Below are 12,961 nucleotides of genomic sequence, written 5' to 3'. Positions count from 1 at the left end.
TGGAGGAGGAGCGCTTGTCGGCGCGCCTCTTTCTGATACAAACAGATCAATAAATCATACTTTTCATACAGGCTCGAGCGAAACACCATGTCTCCTATCAACCTCGCCATCGTCGGCGTCGGCAAGATCGTCCGCGACCAGCACCTTCCCTCCATCGCCAAGAACCCGGATTTCGAACTCGTCGCCACGGCAAGCCGCCACGGCACGGTCGAAGGCGTCAAGAGTTATACGACGATCGAAGCGATGCTCGACGCCGAGCCTTCGATCGATGCCGTCTCGCTCTGCATGCCGCCGCAATATCGCTATGAGGCAGCCTATAAGGCGCTGGTCGCCGGCAAGCATGTCTTCCTGGAAAAGCCGCCCGGCGCGACGCTCAGCGAAGTGGCCGATCTCGAAGCGCTGGCGAACAAGCAGGGTGCGTCGCTCTTTGCCAGCTGGCATTCGCGCTATGCACCGGGCGTGGAGGCGGCCAAGGCGTTTCTTGCCGCGACGACGATCAAAAGCGTGCATGTGATCTGGAAGGAGGATGTTCGCCACTGGCATCCGAACCAGGACTGGATCTGGCAGGCCGGCGGCCTCGGCGTTTTCGATCCCGGCATCAACGCGCTGTCGATCGTCACCCATATCCTGCCGCGGCCGATCTTCATCACCGAGGCCGTGCTCGAATTTCCCGAGAATCGCGATGCGCCGATCGCGGCCGACATTCACTTCCGCGATGCGGACGGCCTGCCGGTTCACGCCGAATTCGACTGGCGCCAGACCGGCAAGCAGAGCTGGGACATCGTCGCGGAGACGGCAGCCGGCCAGATGGTGCTCGCCGAGGGCGGCGCCAAGCTTTTGATCGACGGCGCGCTCAGATTCGCCGAGCCGGAGCAGGAATATCCCTCGCTCTACCGTCGCTTTGCCGAAATCATCAAGGCCGGCAAATCGGATGTCGATCTCGCGCCGCTGCGTCACGTCGCCGATGCCTTCATGCTCGGCAAGCGGAAATTCGTCGACGCCTTCCACGACTGAGCGTCGCAATAACGTCATAGAAACCGGCAAGATTTGCCGGCCTATGGCAATCGTGTTCGGGGGCAGCCGCTCATGAGCAACAAAATTGGCCGCAAGGGCCGATTTTTCCGCGTGTCGAAGATTGGCATCCTTGTGGTGCCGCTTCTCGGCCTTGCAGCATGTTCGGGCGAAGAGGTCGTCATGCCGCCTGATCCACCGGGCATTTCCCGATCCGAGGAATATTCCTTCGGATCGGCGACCCAGGCCCAGGATTGGCGGGCCACCCGCAAGGTGCTGGGCCAACTGGAAGGGCGGTTCGGAGAGAAGTCCATGCGTATCCTGGCGCGCAATCTTGCCAGCACCACCGACCCGCAGACCATCAAGGCTTATTATGCCGAACGCCTTGTGCATCAAGCCGGCTGGGCGGAAATGCCGGTCAGCACCTTTGCCGACAAGGCGTGGGCATTCGCTTTGGTCAGTCCGAATGGAAAGCATGTTTTGGCAGTCGAGGCGCTGGACGCATCGGAAAGTGCTGGCGGGATCGTACCCCTCAATATCCTGACAAACCTCGACGAGGATAAAGGGGCGAGGCGATAACGGCTTCTATCGCGCGCATTTCACGCAAAACCCTCAAGCTTTCTTCTCCCACCGCCCCTGTGCCGTCTGCTGCCAATAGGTGAGGTTGTGCCCCTCGCCTTTCAGCTTCTTCCACTGCGCACGCGCGGCTTCCAGTTGCTCCTGGTCGTGACCGTCGAACATGAAGACGACGCGCTCATAGGCATCGGCGGGCGGCGGCTCTGCGCCGTCGACGATGAAACGCACGGTCGCCGCATTGGCATTGTCCGGCGTCACCGTCAAAAGCACCGGCTGGCTTTCGGCGAAATCCGCCTCGTCGGTGCCGTGCGGCAGGAAGCTCTCCTCGCGGAAAGTCCAAAGATGCTGATCGAGCGCATCACGCCGCGCCGGCTCGCGCGTCTGGACGGCAACGCGCCAGCCGCGCTCGACGCTTTTGTCGATGAGCGGCGGAAGCGCGTCCTCCAGCCTGGATTCGGTCAGATGATAGAAGAGAATTTCCGTCATCAGGATTCATAATGGGCGCGAACGAGTTCATCGAGCAGGCGCACGCCGAAGCCGGAGCCCCAGGACTGGTTGATCTCATCCTGCGGCGAGCCCATCGCCGTGCCGGCAATATCGAGATGCGCCCAGGGCGTGTCCTGCACGAAGCGCTTGATGAAATGCGCCGCCGTGATCGAGCCGGCCTGCCGGCCGCCGGTGTTCTTCATGTCGGCGAACTTGCTGTCGATCAGCTTGTCGTAGTCCCTGCCGAGCGGCATGCGCCAGAGTTTTTCGTTGCTCGAAAGACCGGCTGCCGTCAGTTGCGCGGAAAGCTGGTCGTCGTTGGAGAACAGGCCGGCATGCACATTGCCGAGTGCGACGACGATCGCCCCGGTCAGGGTGGCGAGATTGATCATGAACTGCGGCTTGAAGCGGTCGTTGCAGTACCAGAGCGCATCGCAGAGCACGAGGCGGCCTTCGGCATCGGTGTTGATCACCTCGATCGTCTGGCCGGACATCGAGGTGACGATATCACCAGGACGCTGGGCGTTACCGTCGGGCATATTCTCGACCAGGCCGATGATACCGACAGCATTGACGGCGGCCTTGCGGGAAGCGAGCACATGCATGAGGCCGGTGACGGCTGCCGCACCGCCCATATCGCCCTTCATGTCCTCCATGCCGGCGGCCGGCTTGATCGAAATGCCGCCGGTATCGAAGACGACACCCTTGCCGATGAAGGCGACGGGACGATCCTTGCCCTTGCCGCCCTTCCACTGCATGACCGCCAGGCGCGGCGGGCGCACGGAGCCTTGGGCGACGCCGAGAAGGGCGCCCATGCCGAGGCGGCGCATTTCGCGCTCCGTCAGGATTTCCACTTCGACGCCGAGCTTTTCCAGCTCCTTCGCCTTGGCGGCGAACTCGACGGGGCCGAGCACGTTCGGCGGTTCGTTGACGAGGTCGCGGGCAAGGTTGACACCACCGGCAATCGCTTCGGAATCGGAAAACGCCTTCTTGGCACCGCCCGGATCGGCAGTGACGATCGTCACCTTGACGGATTTCGCCGGCTTCTCCTCCTCGTCGCTCTTCTTCGTCTTGTAGGTATCGAAGCTATAGGCGCGCAGCAGCATGCCGAGCGCGAAATCGGCAGCTGCCCGCGCGCTCGTCTCGAGCCCGGGCACGTCGATGAAGACGGCGGCCTTGTCGGTATTCTTGATTCTCGATGCCGCAGCACCGCCGGCCTTCAGCCAGTCATGGGCGGTGAGTTCAGCTGCCTTGCCGAGCCCGATGACGACGATGCGCTCGACGGGCGCGCCTTCCGGGGCAACAATATCGAGCCCGCTCATGGATTTTGCGGAGAATCGGGCGATTCTCGCAGCCTTGGCGATCACGCCTGCCGGATCGACCGTGTCGGCGCCGGCAGCGCTGTCGGCCTCCGCAGTCTTCAACAGGATCGCCAGGCCGCCATTGAGCTTTGCCGACTTCGAGAATGAAATTTCCAACTTTACTGACATGTCTTCTCCGCTGGGATTCTTTGAAATCCGTCCCTCGCGGATAATTTCGCGTTTGGCGGGTCTGTCAATGGCTTGCGACAATTGTTATGGTCGCCCGCAGCCATCAGGGCTCTCTTGTTTTCGTCAGTTTTGTAGATATTCGCGTTGACAGTTTTTTCGAAAAATCGATGGCGGAGCTTGGCAATCCGCCTGCCGAAAACAACTTTCGGCGCATTCATGCTGCTGTTTTGGATGTGGTGGGCGCTGCTTGCCGTCTTCCGTGCTTTCCCCGAAATAGACATCTATTTTTCCCAGCTTTTTTTCGTGGGCGCAGATTGCGACGCGACTGCTGCTGCCGGGAGCATCTGCGGCGGCTTTCCCTATCGCGACGTCGCGGCCTTCGACCTGCTGCGTACTCTATTCTTCCGCCTGCCCTATGTGGTGGCGATCGTGATGCTGTGGAAACTCGTCGAATGCTACCAGCAGCACGGCGCAACCTTCAACGCCGAGCGCGCGCAAAAGCTCAAAGTCGCGCTCGGAACGATGCTGATCGGGCCGGTGCTGCTCGTCAATGTCATCCTCAAGGAACATTGGGGCCGGCCGCGGCCGATACAGACGGACATTTTCGGCGGTACGCTGCATTTCGTCGAGGCAGGTTCGCTTGCCGGAAAATGCGTTTCGAACTGCTCGTTCGTCTCCGGCGAGGCGGCGAGTGCCGGCTGGCTCTTCTGCCTCCTGCTCTTCGTGCCGAAATCCCTGCGTTATGCGGTGGCGGCACCCTTGGCGGCGATCTCGATCCTCACCCCGGCGATGCGGCTATCCTTCGGCGCACACTATCTTTCCGACGTCGTTCTTGGATGGCTTTCCTCGCTTGTCGTCTTCGCCGCATTGCTGGCGTTAACTGAGTCGCAACAGCATCAAAAAAATTCTGAAATTTGAATGAATTTTTGACACCAGCTTGTCGCAAAAGCGCGACAAAGAGCGTAGAGGGATTCTCCTGCAAGGTCGTTTGGGCGTGCAGGTGCTTTCAAGGGCAGGCATGAAACTACTCGAGACATACATATTGCGGCGCGTCGGCCAGATGTTTCTCGTGGCGCTCCTGCCGGTTCTGGCGATCATTTGGACGACTCAGGTTCTGCAGCGCATCAATCTGGTCACCGACAGCGGCCAGTCGATCGGCTCGTTCGCCAAGCTGGCGACGATGGTTCTGCCGTCGATCATTCCTGTCGTGCTGCCCTTCGCTCTCGTTATCGCGATCACCCAGACGCTGACGACGATGAACAATGATTCCGAGCTCACCGTCATCGACGCGGCCGGGGCGCGGCGCAGCGTGCTGATCCGCCCGATCCTGCTGCTTGCCGCCGTCATCAGCGTCTTTTCCTTCTTCGTCGACAACGTCGTCGAGCCACGCGCAAAGACCGTCGTGCGCCAGATGATCGCCGAGACCTATGCTGACCTCCTCTCTTCGGTGATCGAGGAAAAGACCTTCCGCAAGCTCGATGAAGGCCTCTATGTACAGATCTCGCAGCGGATGGCGGGCCGCATGCTGAAGGGCCTTTTTGTCGCTGACGAGCGCGACCCGGCCTACGAACTGATCTATTATGCGAAGGAAGGCGCCGTCGACGACACGGGCACGACGCTGATCATGCATCAAGGCGAAGTGCACCGCAAAACGCCCGATGGCAATGTCTCGGTCATCAATTTCGATTCCTATTCCTTCGACCTCTCGGATATGACGGAGAATCGCGGTCAGGCGACGCTGCGCGCCAGCGACCGTGACCTGTGGTTCCTGTTCAATCCGGATCCGGCCGACAAGGACTTTACGATCCGGCCGCAAAGCTACCGCGCCGAACTGCATCGGCGGCTGACCGACTGGATCCTGCCTGTCGTCTTTGCACTGTTTTCACTGGCGATCGCCGGCGATGCGCGCTCGCACCGCGAAGCGCGGCTGCATCCGATGGTGAGCGCTCTCGCTTATGCCTTCGCGATGCGATGGGCGGCTTTCTACGCGGCCAATCAGATCGATACCGACCCTGAATATATCGCCGTCCTCTACGCCATCCCGATCGTCAGCAGCATCGTCTCGATCGTCTTCCTCGGCCTCCACAAACGACTGGTCATGCCTTCGTTCATCCGGGACCGGATTTCGTCTTTCTGGAGGCGGATGCAGGAAAGGCTGCTTGCTGCAACCGGCAGGATCGGCGGGGGCACTGCCCAATGATGTTCGGGACATTGTCGCGTTATTTCTTTCGCCGCTATCTGGTGACGACGGGCTGGTTCCTGATCGGCGTCTCGGCGATTTCTTTCCTCCTCGATTTCAGCGAGACGGCGGGCCGCATGTCCGGCCTTCCCGGCTACACGATCGGCGGCGGCGTCTTGATGACCGCGGTGCGCCTGCCGCTCATCCTGCAGCAGACGGTGCCGTTCATCGCGCTGTTCGTCGGCATGACGGTGCTGATCGGCCTCAACCGCAAATATGAACTCGTCGTCACGCGCGCCGCCGGCATTTCGGTCTGGCAGTTCATGTTCCCCTTCATCGCCGGCTCGCTGGCGCTCGGCCTGCTGACAATGGCGGCGCTGAACCCGCTTGCCGCCTGGGGACAGCGCCAGGCACTGCTGGTCGAATCCGACTGGCGCGGCGAGAACGCAGTTCTGCGCAAGGCGCCGCAGATTCCATGGCTGCGCCAGATCAGTGGCCGGGACGATGTCATCATCGGCGCCCAGACGGTCCAGGAGAACGGCACCAAGCTGATCGACGCCGTGCTGATCCATTTCGATTCAAGCGGTCAGGTCATTCTGAGACAGGACGCCGCCACGGCAAAATTGGAAGATGGTTACTGGCAACTTAACACCGTTGTCGAGCGCAAGCCTGGCGAAATCCCCGTGCGTAAAGCTTCGGTTCAACTTCGCACCAATCTGAAACAGGACTTCGTCCAGGAGCGGCTTACAGCGCCGGAAACAATTGGTTTCTTTGACCTTTCCAACCGGATTGCGGCGGCCAAATCCTTCGGCATCTCGACCAAGGCGCTGGAGACGCAATTCAACTCCCTGTTGTCCCAGCCATTGCTGCTGGTGGCCATGACTTTCATAGCCGCAACAGTGTCCCTAAAATTTAGCCGGTTCAACCAATCCCGCTCCGTGATTCTGGGTGGCATCCTTTCGGGCTTCATGCTTTATGTCATCACCGTGCTTGTAAAGGCATTCGGAAGCAGTGGAGTCGTGCCCCCCTTCGTGGCGACGTGGATACCGGTGGTCGTCGCGCTGGCCTTGGGTGCGACTATTCTGCTTCATCAGGAGGACGGCTAGTGGCGGCAGGCGACCGCAAGTATTTTAGTAAACAGTTGGTTGCCCTGCTTGTCGGTGCGGCTTTATGTTCCTATTTCGGCAGCGCCCCGGCCTCTTTCGGCCAGGCCAGCGCGCCCGAACAAACTATAGAGAAGAATATTCCCGAAGGGGCCAAGCTTCTGCTTTCGGCCAATGAACTGGTCTATAATCGTGACGCCGATCTGGTGTCGGCGGTCGGCGGCGTGCAGATCAACTATGGCGGCTATAAAATGGTCGCGCAGAAGGTCGAGTACAATCAGAAGACCGGCCGGATGATGGCGCTTGGCAATGTCGAGTTGGTCAGCCCGGACGGCAACCGTATCTATGCCGACAACCTCGACGTGACCGACAATTTTGCCGACGGGTTCCTGAACTCGTTGCGCATTGAGACCGCCGACAATACCCGCATCGTCGCCGAAAGCGGCGAGCGCGTCGGCGGCACGAAGATGATTCTCAACAAGGGCGTCTACACGGCCTGCCTTCCCTGCGCTGAAGATCCGAAGCGCGCCCCTTTCTGGCAGGTCAAGGCCCAGCGGGTGATCCAGAACGGCGAGACGCATACGATCCGTCTGGAGAGAGCGCGCTTCGAGCTGCTCGGCCATCCGATCGCCTTCCTGCCGTTCATCGAAGTTCCCGACAATACGGTGAAACGCAAGTCCGGCTTTCTGTTTCCGACGATGAGCCTGTCGCAGAATCTCGGCTTCGGACTTTCCGTTCCTTATTACTATGTGATCTCGCCGAGCATGGACGCGACGGTCACCGCCACGGGCTACACCGCCCAGGGCTTCCTCATCGAAGGCGAATTTCGCCAACGCTTCGAAAATGGCACGCATATTCTGCGCGTCGCCGGCATCGACCAGGCAAAGCCGGGCAACTTCAGCTCCGGCACCAGCGACGCCGAAGCCGATCAGCGTGGCATGGTGGCATCGAAGGCGGAATTCCGCATCAATCCGCGCTGGACGTTCGGCTGGGACGTCATGATGCAGAGCGACAACAATTTCTCGAAAACGTATAAGCTGCGGGGCCTGACCGGTACGGATCGCACCAACCAGATCTACCTGACAGGGCTCGGGAAACGCAATTATTTCGACATGCGGGCGTTCTATTTCGACGTCCAGGATGCCGATCGGACGAATACCGCTGAAAAGCAGCAGGCGATCGTCTATCCGTCGCTCGATTATCACTATGTGGCGCCGCAGCCGCTGGCCGGCGGCGAGCTTTCGGCGGATGTCAATCTCACGAATATTTCGCGCACACATGACGACTTCTATACCGTCGACGGCTTCGACCGTTTCCGCGGCCTGAAAGGCCAGACTTCGCGGCTGACTGCCGAGCTGCAGTGGAAGCGCACCTACGTCACGCCGACCGGCCTGGTGATCACACCGCTGCTGGCCGCGCGCGGCGATGCCTTCGCGCTGAACATGGATGATCCGACCGGCTACACCGGCAACTACGTCGACGGCAATTCTGCTACCCGCTCGATGTTCACAGCCGGTCTGGAGATCCGTTATCCGATCCTGATGACGACTGACAATAGCACCCACATCCTCGAGCCGATCGCGCAGATCTATGCCCGCCCCGACGAGCAGCTGGCAGGCCGCCTGCCGAACGAGGATGCGCAAAGCTTCGTCTTCGACGCCACCTCGCTGTTCGACCGCGACAAGTTCTCGGGCTACGACCGGGTCGAAGGCGGTACCCGCGCCAATATCGGTGTTCAGTACACCGGTACATTCGACAGCGGTTACAAGCTGCACGGCATCTTCGGCCAGTCCTATCAGATCGCCGGCCAGAACTCGTTTGCGACCGATGACCTCGTCAACGTCGGCGCGGATTCGGGCCTTGAAACCGACCGCTCCGATTATGTCGGCCTTGGCGGCGTCGAAACACCGTACGGCGTTTCCGTCGCAGCCTCCTACCGACTCGACGAAAAAGATTTCGAATTCCGCCGCGGCGACCTGACGACGGCCTACCAGAACGATACCTTCGCAACGCAGCTGACCTACACTCATCTCAGCGCCCAGCCGGCATATGGCTTTGCCGAGGACAATGACGAGATTCAGACCAACAGCAGCGTCAGATTCAAGGATTACTGGTCGATTTTCGGCGGCATTGCCTGGGATCTGAACAATGATGTGATCAGCCGGCGGACGATCGGCCTCTCTTATGACGACGAATGCACGATCTTCACGATCGCCTATACGGACAGCAGAGATTCCGATGACGAGTCGGGAAGCGACTGGACGATCGGCGCACGGCTGACCTTCCGCACGCTCGGCGACATCAAGATCGGTACCGACACCCTCGAATGACGGGCGATCGGCGCAAACATGGCCTGAAGCCATTCTTTCGCCGTAAGCCTGTGCAGGACATTGCCGCCAGTCGGTATCTGAGGCATAGGGGTTTCGCGCCGTGATGGAAGCGATTTCAGCGTGTCTCGCACTGTGGTAAGAACGCCGCGAACAACGTCTCGCGGCGCTATCGGGAGGTCAACAGATGATTGACGCGAAAAAAGCCATAACCAAGTTCCTCGCCGGGGCAGCGCTTGCATTGCTGACGGGCTTTGCCGCTCCAGCGCTTGCGGCCAGTGAAGTCAAAGCCGTGGTGAACGGCACCGCTATCACAAGCGGCGATGTCGTCAAGCGCCAGGCCTTCCTGCGCCTGCAGCGTACGAAGGCCGACGCCAAGACTGCCCAGGAGCAATTGGTCGACGAGGCGCTCAAGCGGCAGGAAGTCGCCCGCGTCCGTATGTCGGTTTCGCAGCAGGACGTCGATGCGTCATTCGCGCGCTTTTCGAGCGGCAACAAGCTTTCCCCAGAGCAGATGTCGCAGATCCTCGATCGCGCCGGCGTCGGCGTCGACCATTTCAAGAGTTTCATCGCCGTGCAGATGAGCTGGCCGCGCGTCGTCAACGCCCGCTACGGCTCGACTTCGCGGCTGTCGAACTATGATCTCGTCTCGCGCATGATGCAGAACAACAAGCAGAAGCCGGTGACGACGGAATATATGCTGCAGCAGATCATCTTCGTCGTTCCGCAAGCCAAGCGCGGCGCCATCACCGGCAAGCGCAAGGGCGAGGCCGAGGCGTCGCGCTCCAAATTTCCGGGCTGCGATCAGGCAAAGGTCTTTGCCGCGACGATGCGCGACGTTTCCGTGCGCGATCTCGGCCGCCTGCTCGCCCCCGAGATACCGCCGGATTGGAAGCCGCTGGTCGAGCAGGCCAAGGGCAACACGACAGGGACCCGCGTCACCGACAAGGGCGTCGAATATCTGGCAATCTGTAGCCAGCGGCAGGTTTCCGACGACCAGGCCGCCGAAATGGTCTTCCGCCAGGAAGATCTCGACAAGTCCAAGGCCGGCAAGGATGCCAGCCCGGAAAACGAAAACAGCAAGAAATACCTGGATGAACTGCGCAAAAAGGCGCAGATCGCCTATCGCTGACCGACCATGGCGATACCGTTTTCGCGACCGCTTGCGCTGAGCCAGGGCGACCCCGCCGGCATCGGGCCGGATATTACTCTGATGGCCTGGCTCCGGCGGCGTGAACTCGGGCTGCCGCCTTTCTTCCTGATCGGCGACCCCGACGTTTTGGCGTTGAGAGCCCGCCAGCTCAATCTGTCGGTCTCGATCCGCGAGACCGATGAAGCCAGCAAGGCCGCCGGCATATTCGCCGATGCGCTGCCCGTCATGACCATACCTGTTGGTATCGAGGTCGTGGCCGGCCAACCGCATGCGGCAACGGCGAAAGGCACGATCGCGTCGATCGAGAAAGCCGTGTCGCTTGTCATTGACGGCGAGGCGCTCGCAGTCGTTACCAATCCGATCGCCAAGGCCGTGCTTTACGAGGCGGGTTTCCGGTTTCCCGGCCATACCGAATTTCTCGCCGATCTCGCCGCCAGGGCGACCGGCCGGCCGGTGACACCGGTGATGATGCTGTCCGGACCGAAGCTCCGAGCCATTCCCGTCACCATCCATATTCCGGTCCGCGACGTGCCGCAGGCGCTGACGGGCGAACTGATCACGGAAACCTGCCGGATCGCCCATGAAGATCTGAAGCAGCGCTTCGGCATCGGCGCGCCGCGGCTCGCCGTTGCCGGCCTCAACCCGCATGCGGGCGAAGGCGGGGCGATCGGCACGGAGGACGAGGACGTCATCCGTCCGGCGATCGAGCGCCTGCGCGACGAGGGCATCGATGCGATCGGCCCCCTGCCCGCCGATACGATGTTCCATGACGAGGCGCGGGCGCGATACGACGTCGCCATCTGCATGTATCACGATCAGGCGCTGATCCCGGCCAAGGCACTTGGTTTCGACGACAGCGTCAACTTAACGCTCGGGCTTCCCTTCGTGCGCACCTCGCCGGATCATGGCACCGCTTTCGGCATTGCCGGCAAGGGACTGGCGCGCGAGCATAGTCTCGTTGCGGCGCTGAAGCTCGCCGCCCAGCTCGGCCGCAGCGCGGAAAGCCGCCGCTGATGGCAGCACTCGATGGCCTGCCGCCGCTTCGCGACGTCATCCAGCGTCACGGCCTCGACGCGCGCAAGGCGCTCGGGCAAAATTTCCTGCTCGACCTCAACCTCACCCAGAAGATTGCTCGCACGGCAGGCACGCTCGAAGAGGCTACCATCGTTGAGGTCGGCCCTGGCCCTGGCGGATTGACGCGGGCGATCCTGGCGCTTGGCGCCAGAAAGGTCATCGCCATCGAGCGGGATCCCCGCTGCCTGCCGGCACTCGCTGAGATCGCCGATCATTATCCCGGCCGACTGGAGGTGATCGAAGGCGATGCGCTGAAGACGGATTTCGAGACCTTGGTCCCGGAAGGTCCGATCAAGATCATTGCCAACCTGCCCTACAATGTCGGCACGCAGTTGCTGGTCAACTGGCTGCTGCCCAAAGCCTGGCCGCCGTTCTGGCAGTCGCTGACGCTGATGTTTCAGAAGGAGGTCGGCGAGCGTATCGTCGCCAACGAAGATGACGACCATTACGGCCGTCTCGGCGTGCTCTGCGGCTGGCGGACGGAGGCACGCATGGCCTTCGACGTGCCGCCGCAGGCTTTCACACCGCCGCCGAAGGTGACGTCGACGGTCGTGCAACTGACCCCCCGCGAAAACCCGATCCCCTGCGCTGTCGCCAATCTTGAAAAGGTGACGCAGGCGGCCTTCGGCCAGCGCCGCAAGATGCTGCGCCAAAGCCTGAAACCGCTCGGCGGCGAGAGCCTGCTCGTCAAGGCCGGCATCGATCCGGCGCGGCGGGCGGAAACCTTGTCCGTCGAGGAATTCTGCCTTCTCGCGAACAGCCTGTAGGTCAATTCCAGCAACGTCCGAAGCGGCTTTCCCAGGACATGCGCCAGAGCGCGTCGCGATCTTTCAGATTCGCTCGTCGCGCTTCAGATCTTTGTTTTTACGCACGTCGTTATCGCTTTTGCGGATATGTTTTAAAGCGACGGCGTCTCTTCGAGCAACTCGCGAACGAAGTCGAACATGCCGTGGCGGCGGTCGCGGCGCAGGCGCTCGGCCTTGACGATCGACTGGACGGCGTCGAGGGCGGCGTTGAGATCGTCATTGACGATGACATAATCGTATTCGCGCCAGTGGGCGATCTCGGCGCGGCTGTTGGCGAGGCGTGTCTGGATGACCTCCTCGGAATCCTCGGCACGGCGGTGCAGCCGCGACTGAAGCTCGGTCATGGTCGGCGGCAGCACGAAGATCGAGACGACGTCGGCCGACATCTTCTCCTGCAATTGCTGGGCGCCCTGCCAGTCGATGTCGAAGAGCATGTCGCGGCCTTCGGCCATGGCCTGCTCGACCGGTTCGCGCGGCGTGCCGTAGAAATTGCCATGCACCTCGGCCCATTCGAGCAGCGCGTCGCTATCGCGCAGCCGCTCGAACTCGCGCACACTCTTGAAGTGGTAATGCACATCCTCAACTTCACTCGGCCGGCGCTGACGCGTGGTGACGCTGACGGAAAGGCCGATTTGCCTGTCGGTCTCCAGCAGCGTGCGCGCGATGGTGGACTTGCCGGCGCCCGAAGGCGACGAGATGACAAGCATCAGACCGCGGCGGGCGATCTGCACGGGCGAGGATTTCGCCGGTTTCATG

Annotated in this window: 12 protein-coding genes; 9 read left to right on the top strand and 3 right to left on the bottom strand. The window is 61.2% G+C overall.

Going from position 1 to position 12,961, the window contains the following annotated elements; all coding sequences use genetic code 11:
• The first annotated feature begins 87 nt into the window (after positions 1 to 87).
• Both HFO71_RS12815 and HFO71_RS12810 read left to right on the top strand, forming a co-directional pair.
• On the top strand, positions 88 to 1,014 hold the full coding sequence (locus HFO71_RS12815) for a Gfo/Idh/MocA family protein (protein ID WP_131640397.1): 927 nt from the start codon (positions 88 to 90) through the stop codon (positions 1,012 to 1,014).
• A 72-nt stretch (positions 1,015 to 1,086) separates the two neighbouring features.
• Positions 1,087 to 1,590, top strand: a complete 504-nt coding sequence (locus HFO71_RS12810) for a hypothetical protein (protein WP_077976154.1) — start codon at positions 1,087 to 1,089, stop codon at positions 1,588 to 1,590.
• A gap of 33 nt (positions 1,591 to 1,623) precedes the next feature.
• Here HFO71_RS12810 and HFO71_RS12805 read toward each other — a convergent pair whose 3' ends face one another.
• Both HFO71_RS12805 and HFO71_RS12800 read right to left on the bottom strand, forming a co-directional pair.
• On the bottom strand, positions 1,624 to 2,073 hold the full coding sequence (locus HFO71_RS12805; RefSeq protein WP_131640398.1) for a DNA polymerase III subunit chi: 450 nt from the start codon (positions 2,071 to 2,073) through the stop codon (positions 1,624 to 1,626).
• A complete protein-coding gene (locus HFO71_RS12800) occupies positions 2,073 to 3,563 on the bottom strand; it encodes a leucyl aminopeptidase (RefSeq protein WP_025393978.1) in 1,491 nt (496 codons plus the stop codon). Before HFO71_RS12800 ends, HFO71_RS12805 begins: the two co-directional genes overlap by 1 nt.
• Positions 3,564 to 3,707: 144 nt before the next feature.
• Between HFO71_RS12800 and HFO71_RS12795 the strand changes: the two genes are divergently transcribed.
• The 7 genes from HFO71_RS12795 (at position 3,708) to rsmA (ending at position 12,166) form a co-directional block, all read left to right on the top strand.
• Positions 3,708 to 4,481, top strand: a complete 774-nt coding sequence (locus HFO71_RS12795; RefSeq protein ID WP_017959816.1) for a phosphatase PAP2 family protein — start codon at positions 3,708 to 3,710, stop codon at positions 4,479 to 4,481.
• Between the two features lie 100 nt (positions 4,482 to 4,581).
• Positions 4,582 to 5,763 (top strand): LPS export ABC transporter permease LptF, encoded by a 1,182-nt coding sequence (lptF, locus tag HFO71_RS12790; RefSeq protein WP_168258203.1) that lies wholly within the window; start codon positions 4,582 to 4,584, stop codon positions 5,761 to 5,763.
• Positions 5,760 to 6,848 carry an LPS export ABC transporter permease LptG gene (lptG, locus tag HFO71_RS12785; RefSeq protein WP_011651253.1) on the top strand — a complete coding sequence of 363 codons (1,089 nt, stop codon included), beginning with the start codon at positions 5,760 to 5,762 and terminating at the stop codon, positions 6,846 to 6,848. The genes lptF and lptG overlap by 4 nt, the downstream gene beginning before the upstream one ends.
• Positions 6,848 to 9,175 (top strand): LPS-assembly protein LptD, encoded by a 2,328-nt coding sequence (locus tag HFO71_RS12780; RefSeq protein WP_077976151.1) that lies wholly within the window; start codon positions 6,848 to 6,850, stop codon positions 9,173 to 9,175. Before lptG ends, HFO71_RS12780 begins: the two co-directional genes overlap by 1 nt.
• A gap of 184 nt (positions 9,176 to 9,359) precedes the next feature.
• The gene (locus tag HFO71_RS12775; protein ID WP_077976150.1) at positions 9,360 to 10,304 is read left to right on the top strand and encodes a SurA N-terminal domain-containing protein; all 945 of its coding nucleotides are present in this window, start codon (positions 9,360 to 9,362) and stop codon (positions 10,302 to 10,304) included.
• 6 nt (positions 10,305 to 10,310) lie between these two features.
• The gene (gene pdxA / locus HFO71_RS12770; RefSeq protein ID WP_077976149.1) at positions 10,311 to 11,339 is read left to right on the top strand and encodes a 4-hydroxythreonine-4-phosphate dehydrogenase PdxA; all 1,029 of its coding nucleotides are present in this window, start codon (positions 10,311 to 10,313) and stop codon (positions 11,337 to 11,339) included.
• Entirely contained in the window at positions 11,339 to 12,166 is an 828-nt protein-coding gene (gene rsmA / locus HFO71_RS12765; protein WP_077976148.1) for a 16S rRNA (adenine(1518)-N(6)/adenine(1519)-N(6))-dimethyltransferase RsmA, read from the top strand. The genes pdxA and rsmA overlap by 1 nt, the downstream gene beginning before the upstream one ends.
• 131 nt (positions 12,167 to 12,297) lie before the next feature.
• Here rsmA and gmk read toward each other — a convergent pair whose 3' ends face one another.
• Complete coding sequence (gene gmk / locus HFO71_RS12760) at positions 12,298 to 12,960, bottom strand: guanylate kinase (protein WP_025393970.1); 663 nt, start codon at positions 12,958 to 12,960, stop codon at positions 12,298 to 12,300.
• Position 12,961 lies beyond the last annotated feature (1 nt).

The sequence above is a fragment of the Rhizobium laguerreae genome (assembly GCF_019778565.1).
Classification (GTDB): domain Bacteria; phylum Pseudomonadota; class Alphaproteobacteria; order Rhizobiales; family Rhizobiaceae; genus Rhizobium; species Rhizobium laguerreae.
This window is presented reverse-complemented; position numbering and strand designations above follow the sequence as displayed.